Annotated in this window: 18 protein-coding genes, 2 tRNA genes and 3 rRNA genes; 11 read left to right on the forward strand and 12 right to left on the reverse strand. The window is 38.4% G+C overall.

Annotated features, from left to right (window positions below):
- Positions 1 to 56: 56 nt before the first annotated feature.
- Positions 57 to 197, forward strand: a complete 141-nt coding sequence (locus C8C84_RS17070; protein ID WP_158592580.1) for a hypothetical protein — start codon at positions 57 to 59, stop codon at positions 195 to 197.
- Positions 198 to 495: 298 nt separating this feature from the next.
- On the opposite strand, the gene rrf is transcribed toward C8C84_RS17070, so the two are convergent.
- The 6 genes from rrf to C8C84_RS14845 form a co-directional block, all read right to left on the reverse strand.
- Positions 496 to 605 (reverse strand): 5S ribosomal RNA (gene rrf, locus C8C84_RS14820).
- Between the two features lie 169 nt (positions 606 to 774).
- A 23S ribosomal RNA gene (locus C8C84_RS14825) occupies positions 775 to 3,655 on the reverse strand.
- Between the two features lie 132 nt (positions 3,656 to 3,787).
- Positions 3,788 to 3,861, reverse strand: a tRNA-Ala gene (locus tag C8C84_RS14830).
- Positions 3,862 to 4,015: 154 nt separating this feature from the next.
- Positions 4,016 to 4,089 (reverse strand) — tRNA-Ile (locus C8C84_RS14835).
- 88 nt (positions 4,090 to 4,177) lie between these two features.
- Positions 4,178 to 5,689 (reverse strand): 16S ribosomal RNA (locus C8C84_RS14840).
- Together the 16S, 23S and 5S rRNA genes with 2 tRNA genes alongside form the textbook arrangement of a ribosomal RNA operon.
- 582 nt (positions 5,690 to 6,271) lie before the next feature.
- Positions 6,272 to 6,943, reverse strand: a complete 672-nt coding sequence (locus tag C8C84_RS14845; protein ID WP_121314390.1) for a DUF4294 domain-containing protein — start codon at positions 6,941 to 6,943, stop codon at positions 6,272 to 6,274.
- A gap of 80 nt (positions 6,944 to 7,023) precedes the next feature.
- Here C8C84_RS14845 and C8C84_RS14850 point away from each other — a divergent pair, with 80 nt between their 5' ends.
- A complete protein-coding gene (locus C8C84_RS14850; RefSeq protein WP_121314391.1) occupies positions 7,024 to 8,112 on the forward strand; it encodes a M42 family metallopeptidase in 1,089 nt (362 codons plus the stop codon).
- 69 nt (positions 8,113 to 8,181) lie between these two features.
- Here the strand turns inward: C8C84_RS14850 and C8C84_RS14855 are convergent, their stop codons facing one another.
- The 3 genes from C8C84_RS14855 to C8C84_RS14865 form a co-directional block, all read right to left on the reverse strand.
- Positions 8,182 to 8,661: a hypothetical protein gene (locus C8C84_RS14855; protein WP_121314392.1), complete on the reverse strand. Its 480-nt coding sequence runs from the start codon at positions 8,659 to 8,661 to the stop codon at positions 8,182 to 8,184.
- Positions 8,662 to 8,853: 192 nt separating this feature from the next.
- On the reverse strand, positions 8,854 to 9,228 hold the full coding sequence (locus C8C84_RS14860) for an ankyrin repeat domain-containing protein (protein WP_121314393.1): 375 nt from the start codon (positions 9,226 to 9,228) through the stop codon (positions 8,854 to 8,856).
- Between the two features lie 151 nt (positions 9,229 to 9,379).
- Entirely contained in the window at positions 9,380 to 10,327 is a 948-nt protein-coding gene (locus C8C84_RS14865) for a phosphoribosylaminoimidazolesuccinocarboxamide synthase (protein WP_121314394.1), read from the reverse strand.
- 147 nt (positions 10,328 to 10,474) lie between these two features.
- Between C8C84_RS14865 and C8C84_RS14870 the strand changes: the two genes are divergently transcribed.
- The gene (locus C8C84_RS14870; RefSeq protein ID WP_121314395.1) at positions 10,475 to 11,116 is read left to right on the forward strand and encodes a hypothetical protein; all 642 of its coding nucleotides are present in this window, start codon (positions 10,475 to 10,477) and stop codon (positions 11,114 to 11,116) included.
- Positions 11,116 to 11,514, forward strand: coding sequence for a hypothetical protein (locus tag C8C84_RS14875; RefSeq protein ID WP_121314396.1), 399 nt, complete (start codon positions 11,116 to 11,118; stop codon positions 11,512 to 11,514). Before C8C84_RS14870 ends, C8C84_RS14875 begins: the two co-directional genes overlap by 1 nt.
- A 26-nt stretch (positions 11,515 to 11,540) precedes the next feature.
- Here C8C84_RS14875 and C8C84_RS14880 read toward each other — a convergent pair whose 3' ends face one another.
- Positions 11,541 to 12,494: a PhoH family protein gene (locus C8C84_RS14880; RefSeq protein WP_121314397.1), complete on the reverse strand. Its 954-nt coding sequence runs from the start codon at positions 12,492 to 12,494 to the stop codon at positions 11,541 to 11,543.
- 123 nt (positions 12,495 to 12,617) lie between these two features.
- On the opposite strand from C8C84_RS14880, the gene C8C84_RS14885 reads away from it, so the two are divergent.
- The 5 genes from C8C84_RS14885 (at position 12,618) to dnaN (ending at position 17,395) form a co-directional block, all read left to right on the forward strand.
- A complete protein-coding gene (locus C8C84_RS14885; RefSeq protein ID WP_121314398.1) occupies positions 12,618 to 13,442 on the forward strand; it encodes an S-adenosyl-l-methionine hydroxide adenosyltransferase family protein in 825 nt (274 codons plus the stop codon).
- A 29-nt stretch (positions 13,443 to 13,471) separates the two neighbouring features.
- A complete protein-coding gene (locus C8C84_RS14890) occupies positions 13,472 to 13,768 on the forward strand; it encodes a putative quinol monooxygenase (RefSeq protein ID WP_121314399.1) in 297 nt (98 codons plus the stop codon).
- Between the two features lie 38 nt (positions 13,769 to 13,806).
- Positions 13,807 to 14,532: a gliding motility-associated ABC transporter permease subunit GldF gene (gene gldF, locus C8C84_RS14895; protein ID WP_121314400.1), complete on the forward strand. Its 726-nt coding sequence runs from the start codon at positions 13,807 to 13,809 to the stop codon at positions 14,530 to 14,532.
- Complete coding sequence (gene gldG / locus C8C84_RS14900) at positions 14,529 to 16,214, forward strand: gliding motility-associated ABC transporter substrate-binding protein GldG (protein WP_121314401.1); 1,686 nt, start codon at positions 14,529 to 14,531, stop codon at positions 16,212 to 16,214. The genes gldF and gldG overlap by 4 nt, the downstream gene beginning before the upstream one ends.
- A 62-nt stretch (positions 16,215 to 16,276) precedes the next feature.
- Entirely contained in the window at positions 16,277 to 17,395 is a 1,119-nt protein-coding gene (gene dnaN / locus C8C84_RS14905) for a DNA polymerase III subunit beta (RefSeq protein ID WP_121314402.1), read from the forward strand.
- 56 nt (positions 17,396 to 17,451) lie between these two features.
- On the opposite strand, the gene C8C84_RS14910 is transcribed toward dnaN, so the two are convergent.
- Positions 17,452 to 18,285: a universal stress protein gene (locus C8C84_RS14910; RefSeq protein WP_121314403.1), complete on the reverse strand. Its 834-nt coding sequence runs from the start codon at positions 18,283 to 18,285 to the stop codon at positions 17,452 to 17,454.
- 145 nt (positions 18,286 to 18,430) lie between these two features.
- Between C8C84_RS14910 and mnmE the strand changes: the two genes are divergently transcribed.
- Together mnmE and C8C84_RS14920 are read left to right on the forward strand one after the other, a co-directional pair.
- The gene (gene mnmE, locus C8C84_RS14915; RefSeq protein WP_121314404.1) at positions 18,431 to 19,840 is read left to right on the forward strand and encodes a tRNA uridine-5-carboxymethylaminomethyl(34) synthesis GTPase MnmE; all 1,410 of its coding nucleotides are present in this window, start codon (positions 18,431 to 18,433) and stop codon (positions 19,838 to 19,840) included.
- 98 nt (positions 19,841 to 19,938) lie between these two features.
- Complete coding sequence (locus tag C8C84_RS14920) at positions 19,939 to 21,906, forward strand: PAS domain S-box protein (protein ID WP_121314405.1); 1,968 nt, start codon at positions 19,939 to 19,941, stop codon at positions 21,904 to 21,906.
- A 48-nt stretch (positions 21,907 to 21,954) separates the two neighbouring features.
- On the opposite strand, the gene C8C84_RS14925 is transcribed toward C8C84_RS14920, so the two are convergent.
- On the reverse strand, positions 21,955 to 23,916 hold the full coding sequence (locus tag C8C84_RS14925; protein ID WP_121314406.1) for an endonuclease: 1,962 nt from the start codon (positions 23,914 to 23,916) through the stop codon (positions 21,955 to 21,957).
- Positions 23,917 to 24,070 lie beyond the last annotated feature (154 nt).

Raw genomic sequence — 24,070 nt, forward strand, 5'->3', positions numbered from 1 at the left:
ATTGCCATTGGATAACCATACTCATCATTGGAATAACCAACCTTACCATTAAAACAATGAACCTTATTATTAGAATAGCTAACCTAACCATTGGAATTACCAATCTTACCCATAGAATAGCTATCCTTACCGTTGGATTAACACACTTAACCTATCATACTGCAAATGTTGTCGATTGTTTTGCTTTCCACGAGTAAATAACAATATACTTACACACTGTCACCCAGTCCCGAGGCTTCGGGAGTCGAAGGGCAACCCAATGTAAACTAAAAAACCTATGATATATAAAGGAGGAAGCCCAGTGGGCTTCAGGTACGCGAACTTTAGTTCGCCAATAACAATATAAAACAAAAAACCCTATCCAAATAAATGAATAGGGTTTCAAAAAAAAGGCGGCGACCCCCGATAGCTATCGTCCCGAAAGCTTTCGGGACCACATAACTGTAGTACCTATAAACAAAAAAGTCCTTTACTTTCGTAAAGGACTCTCTAAAAAAAAGGCGGCGACATACTCTCCCACATAACTGCAGTACCATCTGCGCAATCGGGCTTAACTTCTCTGTTCGGAATGGGAAGAGGTGAGCCCCGACGCAATAACCACCTTAAGAGGTTATAATTGCTTGAGCAATTATTTCCAATGTTAACCATCAATTATTAATTGTTAATTATCAATTGGACAATATCTTAACATACTGAGATAAAGAAATTTTAATTACCGCGAAGCGGAAATATAAAGAAAGAAAGTTTCTCCAGCCTCTTGCGAGGCTGGATGACGTACATAAGCTTACGGGTTATTAGTACTACTCGACTATGACATTACTGCCTTTACATCTATAGCCTATCAACGTGGTCATCTCCCACGACCCTTAAAAGAAATCTCATCTTGTGGTGGGTTTCGCGCTTATATGCTTTCAGCGCTTATCCCTTCCCAACGTAGCTACTCTGCGGTGCTCCTGGCGGAACAACAGATACACCAGAGGTTAGTCCAATTCGGTCCTCTCGTACTAGAATCAGATCCACTCAAATTTCTTGCGCCCACAGTAGATAGAGACCGAACTGTCTCACGACGTTCTGAACCCAGCTCGCGTGCCACTTTAATGGGCGAACAGCCCAACCCTTGGGACCTTCTCCAGCCCCAGGATGTGACGAGCCGACATCGAGGTGCCAAACCCCCCCGTCGATATGAGCTCTTGGGGGAGATCAGCCTGTTATCCCCGGCGTACCTTTTATCCTTTGAGCGATGGCCCTTCCATGCGGAACCACCGGATCACTATGCTCTACTTTCGTACCTGATCGACCTGTATGTCTCTCAGTCAAGCTCCCTTATGCCATTGCACTCTACGCACGGTTACCAAGCGTGCTGAGGGAACCTTTAGAAGCCTCCGTTACTCTTTTGGAGGCGACCACCCCAGTCAAACTACCCACCAAGCAATGTCCCCCACATAAGCGGGGTTAGACCTCAGATAAGCAAAGGGTGGTATTTCAACAATGACTCCACAACGCCTAGCGACGCCACTTCATAGTCTCCCACCTATCCTACACATCACTTATCCAAGACCAATACTAAGCTATAGTAAAGGTGCACAGGGTCTTTTCGTCCCACTGCGGGTAATCGGCATCTTCACCGATACTACAATTTCACCGAGCTCATGGCTGAGACAGTGTCCAGATCGTTACACCATTCGTGCAGGTCGGAACTTACCCGACAAGGAATTTCGCTACCTTAGGACCGTTATAGTTACGGCCGCCGTTTACTGGGGCTTCAATTCAATGCTTCTCCGAAGATAACATCTCCTCTTAACCTTCCAGCACCGGGCAGGTGTCAGGCCCTATACTTCATCTTACGATTTGGCAGAGCCCTGTGTTTTTGATAAACAGTCGCCTGGACCTTTTCACTGCGGCCAGCATTGCTGCTGGCGACCTTTCTCCCGAAGTTACAGGTCTATTTTGCCTAATTCCTTAGCCATGAATCTCTCGAGCACCTTAGGATTCTCTCCTCGACTACCTGTGTCGGTTTACGGTACGGGTTCTTATAATCTAAGTTTAGAGGTTTTTCTTGGAAGCCCTTAGGCACACTATCTCTTTGCCCGAAGGCTCCGAGTACTATCGTATTTCCCCAAGCCGCGTGGATTTGCCTGCGCAGCTTATAGGTAGGTACTTCAACGAACTATTCCGTCAGTTCGCGGTGCTTTCATCACTCCGTCACCCCATCACAATTATAAGAAGTACGGGAATATTAACCCGTTGGCCATCGACTGTTCCTTTCGGATTCGCCTTAGGACCCGACTAACCCTCAGCTGATTAGCATAGCTGAGGAAACCTTAGTCTTTCGGTGTGCGGGTTTCTCGCCCGCATTATCGTTACTTATGCCTACATTTTCTTTTCTAACCAGTCCAGCATGCCTTACGACACACCTTCAACCCTGTTAGAATGCTCCCCTACCACTTGACATAGTCAAGTCCATAGCTTCGGTAATATGCTTATGCCCGATTATTATCCATGCTCGTCCGCTCGACTAGTGAGCTGTTACGCACTCTTTAAATGAATGGCTGCTTCCAAGCCAACATCCTAGCTGTCTGGGCAGACAAACCTCGTTTTTTCAACTTAGCATATATTTGGGGACCTTAGCTGATGGTCTGGGTTCTTTCCCTCTCGGACATGGACCTTAGCACCCATGCCCTCACTGTTAGTAAACATTATATAGCATTCGGAGTTTGTCAGGAATTGGTAGGCGGTGAAGCCCCCGCATCCAATCAGTAGCTCTACCTCTATATAACTTTACGACTAACGCTGCACCTAAATGCATTTCGGGGAGTACGAGCTATTTCCGAGTTTGATTGGCCTTTCACCCCTACCCACAGGTCATCCGAAGACTTTTCAACGTCAACCGGTTCGGACCTCCACTATGTGTTACCACAGCTTCATCCTGCCCATGGGTAGATCACACGGTTTCGCGTCTAACACTACTGACTAAAGCGCCCTATTCAGACTCGCTTTCGCTACGGATCCATACCTTAAGTACTTATCCTTGCCAGCAACGTTAACTCGTAGGCTCATTATGCAAAAGGCACGCCGTCACCCCACTAAAGGGCTCCGACCGCTTGTAAGCGTATGGTTTCAGGATCTATTTCACTCCGTTATTCACGGTTCTTTTCACCTTTCCCTCACGGTACTGGTTCACTATCGGTCTCTCAGGAGTATTTAGCCTTAGCGGATGGTCCCGCCAAATTCAGACAGGGTTTCACGTGCCCCGCCCTACTCAGGATACCACTATCCTTATCTTCTCTTACTTATACGGGACTATCACCCTCTGTGGTTAACCTTTCCAGGTTATTCTAATTCAATCCGCAAGAAATGTCGTGGTCCTACAACCCCAAAATTGCCGTAACAACTTTGGTTTGGGCTAATCCGCGTTCGCTCGCCACTACTTACGGAATCACTTTTGTTTTCTTCTCCTCCGCCTACTTAGATGTTTCAGTTCAGCGGGTTTGCTTTCCTTTCGGAATGACATGTCTTCAACATGCCGGGTTGCCCCATTCAGGTATCTACGGATCAATTCGTGTGTGCCAATCCCCGTAGCTTTTCGCAGCTTATCACGCCTTTCTTCGCCTCTGAGAGCCTAGGCATCCCCCATACGCCCTTATTTTGCTTATTGTACTTTTGCTTCTATACATTACTGCATAAAAACGTGTTCTTTCTACTTTTTAAATTTTCTTATCTCAATATGTCAATGAACTTGTGGCGAGTCGCCACTGACAAATAATTATCAGCGTGACTTTAGCCATTGTGGAGAATATCGGAGTCGAACCGATGACCTCCTGCGTGCAAGGCAGGCGCTCTAGCCAGCTGAGCTAATCCCCCGTTTCTCTAGTAGGCAGTGTTCAGTGTTCAGTTTCTCAGTAACCTAAACTACATGCAAACCAGCAGTGAATTTTCAACCTCCAGAATTTCCTTTTATAAACATAAACAGTCTTTGTAATTACCAATTATTAACTATCAATTGTCAATTAAAAAGTAGTCCCGCCCAGACTCGAACTGGGGACCCCTACATTATCAGTGTAGTACTCTAACCAGCTGAGCTACGAGACTCTGTTTTTTTGCTTATTATAATATTTGAACTAACAGCGAGAGTAAAAAATTCTTCCAATTTGAGGACTATCCTCTATATCGTCTCTAGAAAGGAGGTGTTCCAGCCGCACCTTCCGGTACGGCTACCTTGTTACGACTTAGCCCCAGTTACCAGTTTTACCCTAGGCAGCTCCTTACGGTCACCGACTTCAGGTACCCCCAGCTTCCATGGCTTGACGGGCGGTGTGTACAAGGCCCGGGAACGTATTCACCGGATCATGGCTGATATCCGATTACTAGCGATTCCAGCTTCACGGAGTCGAGTTGCAGACTCCGATCCGAACTGAGAACGGTTTTGTAGATTCGCTCCTGGTCACCCAGTGGCTGCTCTCTGTACCGTCCATTGTAGCACGTGTGTAGCCCAAGGCGTAAGGGCCGTGATGATTTGACGTCATCCCCACCTTCCTCACAGTTTACACTGGCAGTCTTGTTAGAGTTCCCGACTTGACTCGCTGGCAACTAACAACAGGGGTTGCGCTCGTTATAGGACTTAACCTGACACCTCACGGCACGAGCTGACGACAACCATGCAGCACCTTGTAAATTGTCCGAAGAAAAAACTGTTTCCAGTCCTGTCAATCTACATTTAAGCCTTGGTAAGGTTCCTCGCGTATCATCGAATTAAACCACATGCTCCACCGCTTGTGCGGGCCCCCGTCAATTCCTTTGAGTTTCATTCTTGCGAACGTACTCCCCAGGTGGGATACTTATCACTTTCGCTTAGCCACTGAACTTGCGCCCAACAGCTAGTATCCATCGTTTACGGCGTGGACTACCAGGGTATCTAATCCTGTTCGCTCCCCACGCTTTCGTCCATCAGCGTCAATCAATTGTTAGTAACCTGCCTTCGCAATTGGTATTCCATGTAATATCTAAGCATTTCACCGCTACACTACATATTCTAGTTACTTCACAATAATTCAAGTCTAACAGTATCAATGGCCGTTTGATCGTTGAGCGACCAGATTTCACCACTGACTTATTAAACCGCCTACGGACCCTTTAAACCCAATGATTCCGGATAACGCTTGGATCCTCCGTATTACCGCGGCTGCTGGCACGGAGTTAGCCGATCCTTATTCTTACGGTACCGTCAAGCTCCGACACGTCGGAGTGTTTCTTCCCGTACAAAAGCAGTTTACACACCATAGATGCGTCTTCCTGCACGCGGCATGGCTGGATCAGGCTTGCGCCCATTGTCCAATATTCCTCACTGCTGCCTCCCGTAGGAGTCTGGTCCGTGTCTCAGTACCAGTGTGGGGGATCTCCCTCTCAGGACCCCTACCTATCGTAGCCATGGTAAGCCGTTACCTTACCATCTAGCTAATAGGACGCATGCCCATCTTTTACCGTTGGAACTTTAATAATTAAATGATGCCATTCAATTATACCATGGGGCATTAATCCAAATTTCTCTGGGCTATTCCCCTGTAAAAGGTAGGTTGCATACGCGTTACGCACCCGTGCGCCGGTCTCTAGTATTGCTACTATACCCCTCGACTTGCATGTGTTAAGCCTGCCGCTAGCGTTCATCCTGAGCCAGGATCAAACTCTTCATCGTATGTTGTTGATAATTTCTTATCGTTTTTTTAGACAAAGGCTAGTCTTTTTCAAATCTTTCGACTCTCTTACTCTCTTTTATTTGTCCTAACATCTCTGTTAGAACGGCTGTCAATTCAATATGTCTATGAACGTTTTCTTCTTATTATATCGCCTCTCTTGCGGTTAGCGGGTGCAAAAGTAAGTAACTTTTTTATTCTGGCAAGCTTTTTTGAAAATATTTTTAAATTTATTTTCTTTCTGCTTGATTTTTAAAAAATCAGGGCTGCTAAGATAAAAGGTTTTATTTAGCTACACAAATTTTCTTTTGATTTTGTTAAATCTTAATCCAAAAAAGTAAAGAACTCTGCTTCAATGCGGGTGCAAAAGTAATACTCTTTTTGGCATTCGCAAGTGTTTCGCAACTCTTTTTTGGAAGTTTTTTGCAACTCGTTGGTTCTACGGTTTTTGCAGAGGAAAGTTTTTTTGATTGTTTACAAACGTTCAAATGAAATCACTCTTAGCCCCGATTGTAGAGGCTACCATGTAGCCCGGAAAGCGGGAATACGGATAACTGACACTGCCTAACCCTTCGCTTCAAAAACTATTTTTTCAAAGCTTTTTTCTCCCAATAGTCTGTAAGTTCATCTATATCAACAGGAGTTGCGGATTTTTGAGGCATGAGTCTGCCTCTGGTGAAAGCTCTATCGAGGATGGATTCTATTAAAAAATCTTCGTTGACCTCGTAGGGTTGGTATTTTGTTTTGAGGTTGATGTCAAATAGTCGGGCGGTGTTGTTGGACCAGAAAGCTTTCCAGCCGCTTTTGTAATCTTTGATGAGTTCGAATGTGGTGTAGCCGGTTTGGCGGTGAATGAGTTTGACCAAAATCTGACCTTGTTTACGGGAAAGCTTCTTTAATTGTCCGGTGAATTCATTTTCCATGTAGTCTTCGACTATCTTGAAATACTTCTTTTTCTCTTTGTTGGTTTTGAGTTTGTCCATATTCTTATTTAGAACTGTCAACCGTTCTGCGGCAGCTTTGGCGAATGGATATACTTTATAGACTCTGTTTTGAAGTAACAGGAATTCTTTTTTCTCGGCGGGAGTTAGCTTGTTTTTATAGACAACGACTTCTTCTAAAAGAATAGGATCTTTGACAATGGTGTCGTTTTCATCGGTTACTGTTTCTTTTTTTTGAATGGAATCTGTTGAGATTTGGGCATTCGCCATTGAAACCATTAATAATATAAAAACGAACAAAAGTAACTTCTTCATAGATAATAATAATTAGGGTAAAAATATATAATATCCTTAACAACTGTGATGCCAAATTTATATTTTAGCAAAAAAAAATTATGACAACAAAATCTATACTTACCAAATCATCGCTTACGTTTTTAGAAAACTATTTGAATAATGCTTCTCCGACCGGTTATGAATCGGGTGGACAGAAACTTTGGATGGATTATTTGAGACCTTATGTTGATACTTTTATTACCGATACTTATGGTTCTGCGGTTGGAATTATTAATCCGGATGCTCCATATAAAGTAGTTATTGAAGGTCATTCGGATGAGATTTCTTGGTATGTTAATTATATTACTGACAACGGTCTTATCTATGTAATTAGGAATGGTGGCTCGGATCATCAGATTGCGCCTTCTAAAAGAGTGAACATTCATACTAGTAAAGGAATTGTAAAAGGTGTTTTTGGTTGGCCTGCGATACATACGAGAAATCGCGGTAAGGAAGAATCGGCAACACTACACAATATCTTTATTGATTGTGGTTGTTCTACTAAGAAAGAAGTAGAAGAATTGGGTGTTCATGTGGGTTGTGTGATTACTTATCCGGATGAGTTTATGATTTTGAACGGTAATAAGTTTGTTTGTCGTGCTATTGACAATAGAATGGGCGGTTTTATGATAGCTGAAGTTGCTCGTTTATTGAAAGAAAATAAGAAGAAGTTGCCTTTTGGCTTGTATATTACTAATTCTGTTCAGGAGGAAGTTGGTTTGCGTGGTGCCGAAATGATTACCAAAACGATTAATCCTAATGTTGCCATAGTAACTGATGTTTGCCATGACACCAGTACACCGATGATTGATAAGAAAATAGAGGGCGATTTGGAGATGGGTAAAGGACCGGTTATAGCTTATGCTCCGGCGGTTCACAATACTTTAAGAGATTTGATTGTTAATACCGCTGAAGACAAAAAGATTCCTTTTCAGCGTCATGCGACTTCGAGAGTAACCGGGACGGATACTGATGCTTTTGCTTATAGTAATGGTGGTGTTCCTTCGGCATTGATTTCGTTGCCGTTGCGTTATATGCACACTACTGTGGAAATGGTACACCGAGAAGATGTAGAAAATGTTATTAAACTGATTTATGAAAGTTTGTTGAAGATAGAGAACAATGATTCATTTTCTTATTTTAAATAACATTAAACAAAAAAGCATCCTTTCGGATGCTTTTTGCTTTTACATTGCTGTAAAAAATTAACCTAAAACTTATAATTTTAAATCTACTGTAACCGCCATATTGTTGGTACTTGGTTTGTTGTTTTTTAGTGAGCGATTGATTCTTTCAAAATCTAGAGGATAATATTCTCTATCAACTGAGCTTTCCACTATTTGATTTCTTTCGGCTATAATGTCTTCAGCAGACATTTCTAATGAAATTGGTTGGTAACTGTCTTCACAATTATCGATAACCAAATTGTTTTCGGCAATTACTTGATTCAATGTTTTACTGTAAGTTGATTTGATTACAGAAGTTGGATTAAAAATACTAGCCTCTTCTCCGGTATTGTCAAAAGTGACTTTTAAAATTTCTTTGTTTGCAAAAACCAATTGGTTTTGTTGAGCGTTGTCTACACTTACTGTAGCTAAATCCTGTTGAACTAAATCTTGAATGTTCAATTCATTTGCTGTACTATTGTTGTTAAAACCTAAAACAGCTAGTCCTAAAAAAATAATTGTTGATTTCATGATGATTGATTTTTGATGATGATTTTTTATTGTTGTTATTAATATCCTATGCAAATATATGGCTAAAAAAAGGTATCTTGTATTGCATAGTACTTAATTTTAACATAATTTTAACTTTTTAATTATTACAACCAATTGATTTCTAGATAAAAGCGCCATTTTTAAATATGAATGGCGCTTTATTTTAGATTACTAAGCTTGCTTTAATAAAGCAATTGCTTCATTAGCATTAGAGAATTCTGCATACTTTAAAGCCGTATAGCCTCTTTCATCTTTAGTGTCTAATTTGGCACCATTCTCCAATAATAATTTAATAATTTCCACTTTATTGTAACGAGCCGCCAACATTAAAGGTGTTGTTCCGTTCATCGATTCGTTCACATCGGAACCATATTCAATGAATTTTTTGACAATTGCCAAATCTCCTTTAACGATAGCGTTACAAAGAGGTGTTACTTCATACATTGTAACTACTGTTGGATAATGAGTTTTTGAAACATTGGTTGCCAGAGCAACATTAGTAAAAGCTACAAGAGCTAAGCCTGCAAAAATGATTGTTTTCTTCATGATGAATTGATTTAAAAAGTTAATGATTGCTTATATGACGCCTTAACACTAATTTTCGTTGCATCAAATAGTTAACTATAACAAAATTTTAACATTAGGCATAAAAAAACCACGCCTAGACGTGGTTGGTAATCTTATATTTACTCTTAATTTACGATTTCAAAAAGTTAATCACATTCTGTTCGATTCGTTGATTAATGTTAGTTATATCTGCTTTAGTAAATTTTTCTCCAAGAATGTTTTCATATAATTCTATGTAACGTTCTGAAACAGATTCTATGTATTGGTCAGTCATATCAGGAATTTGTTGACCGTCTTTGCCTTGAAAACCATTCTCTATTAACCAACGGCGAACGAACTCTTTGGACAATTGTTTTTGTTCTTCATTATTATCTTGTCTTTCTTGATAACCATCGGCATAGAAATAACGTGAAGAATCGGGAGTGTGAATTTCGTCGATTAATACAATAACGCCGTCTTTGGTTTTGCCGAATTCATATTTAGTGTCTACTAAAATTAACCCGCGACTTGCTGCTATTTCCGTTCCGCGTTGGTACAAAGCTCTGGTGTATTTCTCTAACACTAAATAATCCGCTTCGGAAACGATGCCTTTTTCTAATATCGATTCGCGCGAAATATCTTCGTCGTGAGAACCGTTATCTGCTTTAGTGGTTGGTGTTATAATAGGCGTTGGAAATTTGTCGTTTTCTTTTAAACCTTCAGGCATGGTTACACCGCAAAGTGTTCTTTTCCCTTCGGCATATTCACGTGCTGCATGACCTGAAAGATAACCGCGAATGACCATTTCTACTTTGAAAGGTTCACAAAGATGTCCAACAGCTACATTTGGATCCGGGGTTGCGATTAACCAATTCGGTACAATATCCGAAGTTAAATGCATGAACTTGGTCGCAATTTGGTTCAGGATTTGACCTTTGTATGGAATTCCTTTGGGCATTACCACATCAAAAGCCGAAAGCCTGTCGGTGGCAATCATCACTAAAAGTTCGTCATTGATGTTGTAAACCTCTCGTACTTTACCGCGATAAACGGATTTTTGTCCCGGAAATTGGAAATTTGTAGTTGTTATTGTATTCATTGTGTTGTGTTGTTGCCCCTAGATGAGTTAAAGGGTAAATTGTTGTGGTGCAAAAATAACTTGTTTTGAAGTGTTAGACAACAACTTGACAAAATTTGTAAAAAAAATTATATTATTGCAATGTATTAAGTATCATAGAAGTAAACCGTGGTAAAAAAAATATCCTTAACACTTCTGACACTCGGTGTGATCATCGTTGTCATTTTGAATCACCGAGTACCCTTTTTTAAACAAATTGGAGGTCCATGGTCAATTGGATTCGGGTTTTCAGATGAATACCCGAAAGAAATAAGCTTTCACCAAAATAAAATCTACAGCTTTGAGCAATTAAAAAGCCAAATTGATAGTACGCAATTTATAGCAGATCCTTTTTTTATAAAAGAAAAAGATACTTTTTATATCTTCTTTGAACATAAAAAAGTTAAAAAATTCAACGCAGTTATTGGATTATTAACTTCCGTTGACGGACATCATTACCAATACCGAGGTACTGTTTTAAAAGAAAAATTTCATTTGTCCTATCCACAAGTTTTCAAGTATAAAAACAGTTATTATATGCTTCCTGAAAGTCAAGGTGCCAATCACGTTTTACTTTATAAGACAGAGAAATTTCCATTCAATTGGAAAATATGCGATACGCTTATTTCAAACATACGCTTGAAAGACCCAACAATTTATCTTTCTGACACTTTAAATATAATGGTAGGCAGCGATAAAAATTTTAAAAGCACATGTATCAAGCCAATAATTTGCATGGAAATTGGGAATTGCATGAAAGACCTTTGGTAATGGAAGGCACTGAATCACGTCCGGGTGGACGCTTTTTTGCAGATAATAAAGGACTAGTCTTACCTGTTCAAAATGGCCATAAAACATACGGTTCTGGCCTTTCTTTGTATCGATTACAATTCAGAAACAACTTCTATACCGTAAAAAAAGAGAAGCATCTACTTCTTAAATCACAAGAAAACATTAAAGAATTTAATGCCGGTATGCATCATTTAGATATCCAAAAAATAGATCATCGCTATTACAGCGTTTATGATGGTAATCAAATAAAAAATAATCAAATCGTCTTTAATTACAAAGCACCTTTACTACTTAACTATTTAGACTGTAAAAACTGGTTTCGACAAAATAGCTCAAATAGATATTCAAAAAAATATAAAACCCTATCATCTAAATAGGGTTTGATATCTTTTTTTTTTGCAGACTAGTAATCGTTGTTCTCAATACTCTTATAAGCATCAATTACTTTTTTTACCAATCGGTGGCGAACAATATCTTTATCATCTAGGTAAATGATTCCAATACCTTCAACATCTTTTAATACTAAAATCGCTTCTTTCAATCCTGAAATTGTCCGACGCGGTAAATCTACTTGACCCGGATCACCGGTAATGATGAATTTGGCGTTTTTACCCATACGGGTTAAGAACATTTTCATTTGCGAATGCGTCGTGTTTTGCGCTTCATCCAAGATTACAAATGCATTGTCCAACGTTCGACCACGCATAAAAGCTAATGGTGCAATTTGGATGATTCCTTTTAATAAATAATCTTCCAATGTTTGTGGTGGCAACATATCGCGCAACGCATCATATAAAGGCTGCATATACGGATCGAGTTTTTCCTTCATGTCACCCGGCAAAAATCCGAGGTTTTCACCAGCTTCAACAGCAGGACGTGTTAAAATGATTCTCTTTACCTGTTTTTCCTTTAAAGCTTTTACGGCTAAAGCCACACCGGTATAGGTTTTACCTGTTCCCGCCGGACCAACGGCAAATACCATATCGTTTTTGGCTACATAATCTACTAACTTTTGTTGGTTAGGCGTCATGGCTTTAATCAGCTTTCCTCCTATACCATGCACCAAAATTTTATCACTGTCGGGCATGCGTTGCTCTTCGTGAGAATTACTATGTATGACTCGATCAATTACATTGTCATCAATATTGTTGTAGCGCGTAAAATGCAACATCAAGCGGTTAAAGCGATTTTCAAACTCATCGAGCTCTTCTTTTTCGCCAAATGCCTTCAGGGTTGTGCCGCGAGCGACAATTTTGAGTTTAGGATAATACCTTTTAATAGTTTCAAGATGAGTGTCTTGAGCGCCCCAAAATTCTTTGGGTGCGATGTCGTGTAATTCAATGATACGTTCGTTCAAAAGCAGTAGTATTAAATTAAAATAATTCGCTATATATTATTAGCTTTGTATCCAAATTTAATCAATTAAAAGGTTAGATTTTACTATTTTTGAGCCCAATTTCCATCAAGTTATAAACAATCTATGTCAATAATTACCTTAACTACCGATTACGGATTAAAAGACCACTTTGTCGGTGCTTTGAAAGGTAAGTTGTTGTCTGAATATCCTGAAGCTGTCATTATCGACATTTCACATCATATTGACGCTTTTAATATAGCCGAAGCGGCTTACATGATTGGCGCAGCTTATGGTAGTTTTCCAAAAGACACTGTTCACTTAATTGGTGTAGACATTGAATTGAATGCAGAAAACCAACACATTGCTATGCAATGGAACGATCAATACTTTGTTTGTGCCGATAACGGTATCTTAAGTATGTTGATTCAAAAGATTGTCCCACAAAAATTGGTTACCATAAACATACACGACCGATTACCGAGCGATGCCACCGATTTGGATGTATTCGTAAAAGTAGCTTGTCATTTGGCCAAAGGCGGTTTGCTGAATGTCATCGGCAAAGAAATCAAGACTATCAAAGAAGTAACCGAATTACAAGCCATTGTCAAAGACAATCAAATAAAAGGTTATGTGATTTATATAGACCATTTGGGTAATGCCGTAACTAATATTTCTAAGAAGTTGTTTTTGGAGATGGGCAAAGGCAGACCTTACGAGATTAAATTTAAAAACCAAACCATTAAAACCATCTTACCCAAATACTCGGACATTGTAGTTTCCGAAAAGTATTCTTGGAAAGATTATGAAGGCGAAAAGTTGGCGATATTCAACGAAGCAGGTTTTTTAGAGATTGCCATTTTTAGAAGTAATCCCGACACAGTTGGTTCTGCAAGTTCCCTTTTAGGGTTGCAGTACAGAGATTTGGTGACGATAGATTTTAAAAATTAAGGAATTAGGGATAAGTAAACAGAGATAAGATGTTTGTTAGAATAGTAAAAATGAGCTTTCACCAAGAAAATATTCCAATGTTTTTGGAAAATTTTGACAGCATTAAAGAAAAGATACGTGGTTCAGAAGGCAATCGTTTTTTGGAGTTGTATCAAGACAAAAACAATCCGTGTATTTTCTTTACCTATAGTTATTGGGAAACCGAAGAAGATTTGGAAAATTACAGAAGATCAGCTTTGTTTGATGACGTTTGGACATTTACCAAAAAACTATTCAATGACAAACCGGAAGCATGGAGCGTGGATAAAGTGTTCAGTATTCAGTAACTAGTGTTCAGTAAAAAACATTAACAACAACAATATAAATGAAATCAATCGCATTACGAGAAATAAAATCCTTTTTTGGTTCGCCGATAGGTTATTTGGTGATCGCCATTTTTCTTTTGCTCAACGGATTATTCCTTTGGGTTTTCGACGGAGAATATAATATTTTGCAAAGCGGTTTTGCTGATTTGAGTCCGTTTTTCACTTTAGCGCCATGGATATTGATTTTCCTGATCCCGGCAGTGACCATGCGTAGTTTTTCGGATGAGAAAAAGCAAGGTACTATTGAGCTTTTATTGACCAAACCCTTATCGATTTGGCAAATCGTAAACGGCAAATTTTTAGGTTCTTTACTTCTAATTGTAATCGCACTTATTCCAACATTGGTTTATGTTTACGTGATTTCAAGTTTGGGTTCGCCAGAAGGCAATATCGATATGGGAAGTACAATGGGTTCTTATTTTGGACTCTTATTTTTAGTGGCTTCTTATACCGCAATCGGCATCTTCACTTCTACCCTTTCTGAAAATCAAATTGTATCATTTTTACTTTCGGTGTTTTTGTGTTTTGCTTTTTATTTTGGATTTGAAGGTGTTTCCAATTATGTAACAGGTTTTGAAGATATCGTTTCCAAAATCGGGATGGATTATCATTTCAAAAGCATGTCTCGCGGCGTATTGGATACTCGTGATATTTTGTATTTTGTAAGTGTGGCCTTTTTGTTTTTATCGTTTACTGTGTATAAATTAAAATCCCTGAAATCATAATGAGCGCGTCTAAAAACAACTTAAAAAAAATAGCTGTTACCCTACTATTTGTAGTGGTTTTGAACTTTGCCGGTCATTTTGCGTTCCAACGATTTGACTTAACAGCCGACAAACGGTATACGCTTTCTGAAACTTCCTTAAAGATTGTAAGCGAAGTTAAAGAACCTCTTTATATTGACGTCTTCTTAGAAGGTGAATTTCCGGGTGAATTCAAAAAACTGCAAACAGAAACCCAACAATTATTAGAAGAATTCAAAGCCGAAAATCCAAATATCATCTTCCAGTTCGTCAATCCGATGGAAGACGAAGAACAACAAGATGCGACTATTCAATCATTTTTGGAACGCGGTTTAACTCCGGTTAATGTAACTGTAAATGACAAAGGCCAGCAAACGCAAGAAGTTGTTTTCCCATGGGCTGTGGCGACATGCGGTGACCGAGTGGTGAAAGTACCTTTGCTTAAAAACATGATGGGTGCATCAACAGCGGAAAAAGTTATTAGTTCAGTACAACATTTAGAATATGCTTTCGCTAATGCCATCAATACAGTAGCCAAAGCCAAACAAAAGAAAGTCATTATACTAAACGGAAACGGCGAATTAGAAGACCGTTACATAGCCAATTTTATTACAGCAGTAAGAGAGAATTATTACATCGGACCCTTTACTTTAGATTCTGTGGCCAAAAGTCCAAACGAGACTCTAAAATACCTTAAAAAATATGATTTAGCCATAATCGCTAAACCTACTGAAGCTTTCTCTGACGAAGAAAAACAAGTCTTAGACCAGTTCATCATCAACGGTGGAAAAACACTTTGGCTAGTGGACCAAGTCAATATGGAAATGGACAGTTTGTATAACGAAACCGGTACCAATTTAGCTTTCCCAAGAGATTTAGGCTTGAACGATATGTTCTTCAAATACGGTGTTAGAATTCGTCCCGATTTGATTTTTGATTTGCAAAATACGCCTATCGCTTTGGCCACAGGCGAACAAGGAAGTGCGACGCAATACACGCAATATCCTTGGTTTTATTCGCCAATGGTTTATCCAACTACAAACAATCCAATTGTGAGTAATTTGGACGGTATTAAGTTTGACTTTGCCAGCCCAATTGAACTTTTAGGCAATGATATTAAGAAAACTGTTTTACTACAATCTTCAAAAGTTTCAAGATTGGTTGGAACACCTTCGCAAGTGAGTTTGGAAGTGGTTTCTCTTCGTCCTGAACCCAAAGAATTTGCCGGAAAAGGCAATTATCCTGTCGCAGTTTTATTGGAAGGACAATTTCATTCAATGTATGAAAACAGGGTTTTGCCTTTTAAAGACAACACTTTCAAAAACTTGGGCAAAGCCAATAAAATGATAGTGGTTTCAGACGGAGATATCATCAAAAATCAGTTGGATAAAAATGGAGCTCCACTCGAATTGGGTTATGACAAATGGACTAATAATTTGTATGCCAATAAAGAGTTTATGATGAATTGCGTCAATTATTTGTTGGATGACAACGGACTTATTAACATTCGAAGCAAGGAAGTCGATTTGCCAATTTTGGACAAACAAAAAGTCTATGACAACTACACCTATTCGCAAGTCGTAACTGTAGCAGTTCCAATCGTTATCTTGTTGTTATTTGGCGTAGCCTTTACCTTTTTGCGCAAGCGAAAATACAGCAAGTAATGTTAATAAAAAACTTTTTGAAATCTGTTAGTTTAAGATATATTTGTAAAAAATAAATTAAAATGAAGTTTATAGTATCGAGTTCATACTTATTAAAACAACTACAAGTTTTAGGTAGCGTTATCAACAGTAGCAATACCTTGCCTATTTTAGATAATTTCCTATTCGAATTAGACCATAAAACCCTAACCGTTTCGGCTTCTGATTTAGAGACAACTATGTCGGCTACTTTAGAAATTGATTCTACCAGCAAAGGCAGCGTGGCTGTACCGGCGAAATTGTTATTAGATATTCTAAAAACGTTTCCTGAGCAACCCTTAACTTTCACGGTAGAAGAAAACAGCACGATTGAAATCAGTTCCAACTCAGGAAAATATGCGATTGCTTATGCTCCGGGTGAAGAATTTCCAAAATCGGTTAGTTTAGACAATCCGTCATCGACAGTTGTTCCTTCAGAAGTATTGGCGACCGCGATTAGTAAAACCATCTTTGCTGCCGGAAACGACGATTTACGTCCGGTAATGAGTGGTGTGTTTTTTCAGTTCTCTCCGGAAGGTTTGATTTTCGTAGCGACTGATGCACACAAATTAGTGAAATATGCTCGTACCGATGTGAAAGCATCACAAGTGGCCGATTTCATTATGCCAAAGAAACCTTTGAATATTTTAAAAAGCATTTTAGGAACGTCGGAATCTGATGTGACTATCGAATATAACGACTCTAACGCCACTTTCTCTTTTGACAGTTACGTATTGACTTGTCGCTTAATCGATGGAAAATATCCAAACTATGAAGCGGTAATTCCAAAAGAAAATCCAAACAAATTGATGATTAATCGAGTGCTTTTATTGAACTCTGTACGTCGTGTTGCGATTTTCTCTAACAAAACCACACACCAAATTCGTTTGAAAATCGCCGGTGCCGAATTGAACATTTCTGCCGAAGACATTGATTACTCTAACAAAGCCGAAGAGCGTTTGACTTGTGATTACCAAGGTGATGATATGCAAATTGGGTTCAACTCCAGATTCTTATCTGAAATGTTAACCAACTTACAATCGGACGAAATTATGTTGGAAATGTCCATGCCAAACCGCGCCGGAATCCTTACGCCAATTGATGGTTTAGACGAAGGTGAAACCGTTACCATGCTGGTAATGCCGGTAATGCTAAACAACTAATATAAACTAACCTTTATACCAAAACCGTCTCGATTGAAAAATCAAGACGGTTTTTTTTATTCGTGCAAAGCCAAAATCGGTGTTTTCAAATAATAGGATAATTTTTGAGTAGTAGACGTTGTAAAAAGTTCGACAAAAAAGTTTCTTTTGTAAGTCAGCATCGCCAACATATCTGCGCTTTGGTTGTCCAAAAAATCCTCAATGGTCCTTTGTACATCTTCATCGGGAATGATAAAGAATTGTAAATTTTCCTCGTCTTCAAAATGAGATTTCCAGCGGTTGATAGTCTCACTATTCACATCAGAATCACTAGTTTTTACGTAAAGGCATTTGACCTGCGCCTGAAACTTTTTAGCATAAAACAATACTTTGTTCAAGGCATCAATATCTTTTGGTCTGAAACGCGTGGTAAAAGCAATGGTTTCAATTTTTTGATATTTGGCGTCAGCCGGAACGCTCAGCACCGGAACGGCAACACTGGTGATTACAGAACCCGTATTGGTTCCTATAAAAGTATCAAACCAACCTTCGGCACCTTTGGTTCCCATAACGACCAAATCAATGCTTTCTTCAGCCACTACTTTTTTAATGTTATAAAGTAAATCGCCGTCCATCATAATGTGATTCATTGCAATATGATCTAAATTTCTTTCTGAAGCAATGCTTCTAAGTTGTGGTAATTTTTCTTTGAAATGATCAAAATTAGCCATTTCGATTGTGTTGTAAATGGTTGCATAATTAAATGATATCGCCTGATTATCAACCACAGGCAATACAAATGTATGCAGCAAAACCAATTCGGCTTTCAATAAATTTGCCATTTCCAAGCCATAGATAAATGCATTGTCTGATGTCTCGGAAAAATCTAATGGAATCAGTATCTTTTTCATGGTGTTTCATTTTGATGTTCACTTAAATTTACGATTATAAATTTTGAATTAAAATGATAATTGTCAGATTATGAAATATTTAACCTTAACTCATTAATAAAAATATACTGCTATACTTTTCTTAACTTTGCCCAAAATTTTAAAAATGATTTCACAGGAAACAATAGTGGCTTTAGCTTCGCCTTCGGGTGCCGGTGCGATTGCCGTTATCCGAATTTCGGGTAATGATGCTATTACTATTGCTGAACAAGTATTTCAATCGGTTTCCGGAAAAGCCATCAGTAAGCAAAAAACGCATACGATTCATCTCGGACATATTGTTGATGAGGGAAAAGTGTATGATCAAGTATTGCTTTCTATTTTTAAAAATCCGCATTCATACACGGGTGAAGATGTGATTGAGATTTCGTGTCACGGCTCGACTTATATTCAACAACAAATCATTCAATTATTGCTGCGAAAAGGTTGCCGAATGGCACAAGCGGGCGAATTTACGTTGCGTGCTTTTTTAAACGGCAAACTCGATTTATCACAAGCCGAAGCCGTAGCCGATTTGATTTCTTCGGACAATGAAGCCAGTCACCAAATTGCGATGCAACAAATGCGCGGTGGTTTCAGTAACGAGATTGCCAAACTGCGTGAAGAACTATTGAATTTTGCTTCGCTAATTGAGCTCGAATTAGATTTTGCCGAAGAAGATGTAGAATTCGCCGACCGAACTCAATTCAAAGATTTATTAAACCGAATTGAATTTGTTTTAAAACGATTAATCGATTCTTTTGCCGTGGGTAATGTAATTAAAAACGGAATTCCTGTGGCCATTGTAGGTGAACCCAATGTGGGAAAATCTACTTTATTGAATGCTTTATTAAACGAAGAACGCGCCATTGTTTCCGACATAGCCGGAACCACGCGTGATACCATCGAAGACGAATTAGTCATTGAAGGAATTGGTTTTAGATTTATTGATACTGCCGGAATTCGCGAGACGAAAGATGTTGTAGAAAGCATTGGGATTAAAAAAACTTTTGAGAAAATTGAGCAAGCGCAAGTGGTTTTGCTATTAGTTGATGGTTCTCGGTTGTCAGTTGAGAGTTTGACCAGCGTAAAAATTGAAATCGAAAAGATTCGAAATCAGTTTCCCTTAAAACCCATTGTAATCATCATCAACAAAAAAGATTTGATTGATCAGGAAATGCTTTCAACCATAAACCACCAACTGACAACAGACAACCGACAACCGACAACCATTTATATTTCCGCCAAAAACAAAGAAGGTATTGAAGATTTGAAAAACCAACTCATGTCATTTGTCAACACAGGTGCTTTGCGCAATAACGAAACTATTGTGACCAATACCCGTCATTATGATTCGTTGTTAAAAGCTTTGGAAGAAATTCAGAAAGTACGTTTTGGGATGGATACTAATTTGTCTTCAGACCTAATGGCTATTGACATCAAACAAGCTTTGTATTACTTTGGTGAAATTACCGGCGAAGTGACAAACGATGAACTTTTAGGAAACATCTTCGCCAACTTCTGTATCGGAAAGTAAACTTACTATTATTAAAATAATTAATATCATTCTGAGTTTTTAGGCGTTTTTTGCTATATTTATACGCTACAATTCACTCAATCAAAAACAGATTCTTTATGAATTTTAAAGAAAATTTGAGAAAAGTTTCGGTTTGGTTTTTGACTAGGCCCAATGTAACGGGCTTTTTAATTTTTCTGATTATGATTACCATATTGAGTTTTTTGGTAAAACTTAGGTATGAGGTAGTTAGGGAAAATGAACATCGAGAAATGTCGAACATTATCAATGTAGTTCGTCAAAATTTTGAGCAAGTACTTAAAAACAGCTACACGACTACGCTAACTTTAGCGATGACCATCAATGACAATGGTGAACCTGAAAACTTTGAAGAAATTTCGGCACAATTGGTTAATAATAACGCAGCTATAGATGCAGTTCAATTGGTTCCCGGTGGTGTAATTAAATATGTGTATCCGTTTGAGGAAAACAAAGCGGCACTTAATTATGATATTTTAAATACGCCGGGCATCAAAGAAGAAGCTGAAAAATCGATTCAAACGAAGTTGATGTTTTTTGCCGGTCCGTTACAACTAAAGCAAGGTGGCATTGCAGTTGTAGGGCGATTGCCTATTTTTAAAGACAATCAATTTTGGGGATTTTCAGCGGTAATTATCAAAATAGAAACTTTACTGAAAGAAAGCGGCATTCAGGCGATTGATGATTCGAAATATTACTTTCAGTTCTCTAAAAAAAATCCGACGACCCAAAAAGAAGAGTTCTTTCTTCCGGGTAAAATTAATTTAGAAAATAAATACTATCAAACCGTTACCATACCTGATGGTGATTGGAAACTCTATTTAATAAGCCGTTATAATAACAATATTTTTTACCAGCTTTATACCTCTATTATATTAGGATTATTGCTTTGCATGATTTCGGCACTATGGATAACCTCGATATTGAAAAAACCGGCCAAACTGCAGCTTTTAATTGAGAAACAAACCAAGAAAATTGTCAAACGCGAAGCCGAATTCAGGGCCATTTTTACTCAGGCACCGGTTGGCATTGCCAAGTTAGACACCAATTCAGGACATTTCATTACGGTTAATAAAGAATACGCCAGAATTGTGGGCTATACTGAAGAAGAGCTTTTGGCAACTGATTTTCAAAGTATAACCCATCCTGATGATTTGGAAAAGGATTTGAATAACATGGACAAACTCAAAAAAGGGTTGATTTCAGAGTTTTGGTTGGAAAAAAGATATATCCATAAATCGGGCCGAGTGGTTTGGGTCAATCTAATTGTTGCCACGTTAGGAAAAATAGGAGATGCTATAGAAAATCACATCGCTATTGTTGAAGACATTACTAATAAAAAACGAGCCGAAGAGGAATTAAAACAATCCTTTGAATTGGTTTCAGAACAAAATAAAAGGCTCTTGAATTTTTCGTTTATTGTATCGCATAATCTTAGATCACACACTAGTAATATTGAGTTAATTTCGAGTCTTTTGGATGGTGTTAAAACCAAAGAAGAACAAGACGAAATGGTTGATTTACTCAAACAAGTATCGAAATCACTTGATGAAACTTTGAGGAATTTGAACGAAGTGGTCAACATCAGAACCAACATTAATTTAACGATTGAGCGTTTGAATCTGAGCCATTACATAGAAAAAAGCAAAACCCTTTTAAACCAACAAATTATTAATAAAGAAGCGATTGTAAAAAATTTGGTTCCCGATTATATTGAAATTAATTACAATGCTGCTTATTTGGAAAGCATTGTTTACAATTTTATGTCAAATGCTATTCGGTACAGCCATCCTAATCGGAAACCGATTGTCACTATTTCCTATGATGAAACAGAAAAAGCACTGATTATAGCAGATAACGGCATTGGAATTGACCTAAAAAGGTATGGTGATAATTTGTTCGGCATGTATAAAACCTTTAACAACAACCCTGATGCTAAAGGAATTGGATTGTTTATTACCAAGAATCAAATTGATGCTATGGGTGGTAAAATAAAAACCGAAAGTACGATTAATGAAGGTACCATTTTTACGATTTACTTCAAATAAAAAAGCCAATCGGTTTGGACTGGCTTAATTTATATTGATTTGTAATGATTACTGAATCACTATTTTTCTCACTTCAGATTTACCGTTACTGGTTATTTTGGCCAAATAAACTCCGGTACTCACATTAGGATTCATAGTAGTTTGTCCAATAAAATTTTGTTTAAAAACTTTCATCCCTAAACTATTGTAAAGCTCCAATACAGCATCGGAATTCAAGCCTGAAACAGTAAAACTATCTTTGGCCGGATTAGGATAAACTACAAAATAGATCGTTGAATTTTCATTGGTAGAAAGCGACGAAAACCATTGTTCTCCGGCATGAATACCCCAAATATAATCGGCTAAATTCGGATAATCGATAAATGGATTTCTATTCATTTGCCAAGTGTAGATGTAGTTATTTCTGTTCATTTCAAAATCGTCTCTGGCGTCAGATTGATTCCATGATAATAACGAGGCTAAATCACCTAATTGTCCAACGGTTGTATCAGGAATATCTCCATTGACCACCTCTAACCCATTGTAACGAACTGCCATATAAAAAACAGATCGGGCCACATCGCCTTTCCACGAACCTTGCGTTCCGCTTGGACCGTTGTATCCTGTTAATCCGTAATCTTTGTTGCTTCTGGAACTATTTTCGGGTCCGTCTTCAGCACGAAGGTGGTGTGCATCGGAATGACCTGCTGCAATATCATCTGCGCTGGTTGGTAACCATACATTTATACCATCCGGAGTATCCTCAGTAGCATTGGCAAATCCGCCACGCGATTGCGGATAAATATGTTCTCTGTTCCAGGAACCAATACTGCTGGAAGAAGTTTGAAAATCTAACTTGGCTCTAGGAGTTTCCACATACATCAACCAAACCTGATTGCTATTCAACGGGTTTTGATCGGCTACTTTTAAAATATCCGTTATGTCTCCATAAGTATGCGCTCGAACAACTGCCGGATTGGCAATAATATCTTGTAATCCTTGCTTTAAAGCGGCTCCTGACAATCCTTCTATTGAAGCATAATACCCTATTGGTACCGTACTGGTAACATTTCCAAAAGTTGGATTCAATGGTGTTCCGTAAGGTGAAGTAGAAAAATCATTATCAACTACTCTGATTTCAACATTGTCATTTCTTCGGTTGTAACCCAATGGCAAATCGCCAAACTTTATTTTCAGTACTTCATCGCCTTCATCGACAATATCATCAACCAATGTAATGGTCGTAGAAAAAGTATTTGAACCTGTGGGAATAAAAACTGAAGTCGTTCCGGTAAAATCGGCAGTATTGAAAGAACCATTATTGAGTGTGAAAGAAAATGATAAATCACTCGTTACATTGGTTTGCGTTGTAAAGGTAATAGGGAAAGTATCGCCTTCATTTTTATGTGCTGTATTAGCCGTAATGGTTATACCGTTGAATATAAAACCGCTTCCATCATTATTGGCTCCGGGAGTTGGTGCTTTGACTTCCCAAGTTCCGTCTGTTTTTCTTTGAATGGATTGCGAGGTGCCTTGACTGTTTACATTTTCATTTATTTGAGTGCTTACCCCTAATAAAGGAAATAAGTTTGTGGCTTGTGCAACTGCATTTGAATGAACCAAAGCATCAATCAAATTGGTCGTGGTTGCAGTAGTTCCCATAGGAAAATCAGCCGTTGACCCTAAATATAAACCAACCCCATCAGGACCATTTTGAATAGAACTTACACCGAAAACCCGTTCCGGTACCGGTGACACCAAATTATTACCAATAAGAATCAAACCATTTACATCTGTAGTTAAACCATTCAGACTTATTGAAAAATAGCTGGTATCGGCTAAAGACCCTGTTCCGTTAAAGAAAACTAAGACATAGCCATTAAGAGAAAAATTGGGTGCTTCTGATTTGAGTTCGATAAATTCTTTGTCATCGGTACTTGGTGTATCAGAATCGAACTCATTAATAAGCACCTGAGATTGTACTATTGAGGTGGACGCCATCAACAGACAGAAAAATAATTTTTTGAGCATTAATTGAAATTTTACCAAATTTATTGATATGCAATCTATTAAAGTTACAATTCAATTTATTTGTGATAATTTAACTAACACAAAAATCATTTTTAAAGAAAAAACTTTAAATAATAGAATTTTACGATTGAATTTTACTACATGAAATCTGTGA

This window comes from Flavobacterium sp. 102, from assembly GCF_003634615.1.
Classification (GTDB): domain Bacteria; phylum Bacteroidota; class Bacteroidia; order Flavobacteriales; family Flavobacteriaceae; genus Flavobacterium.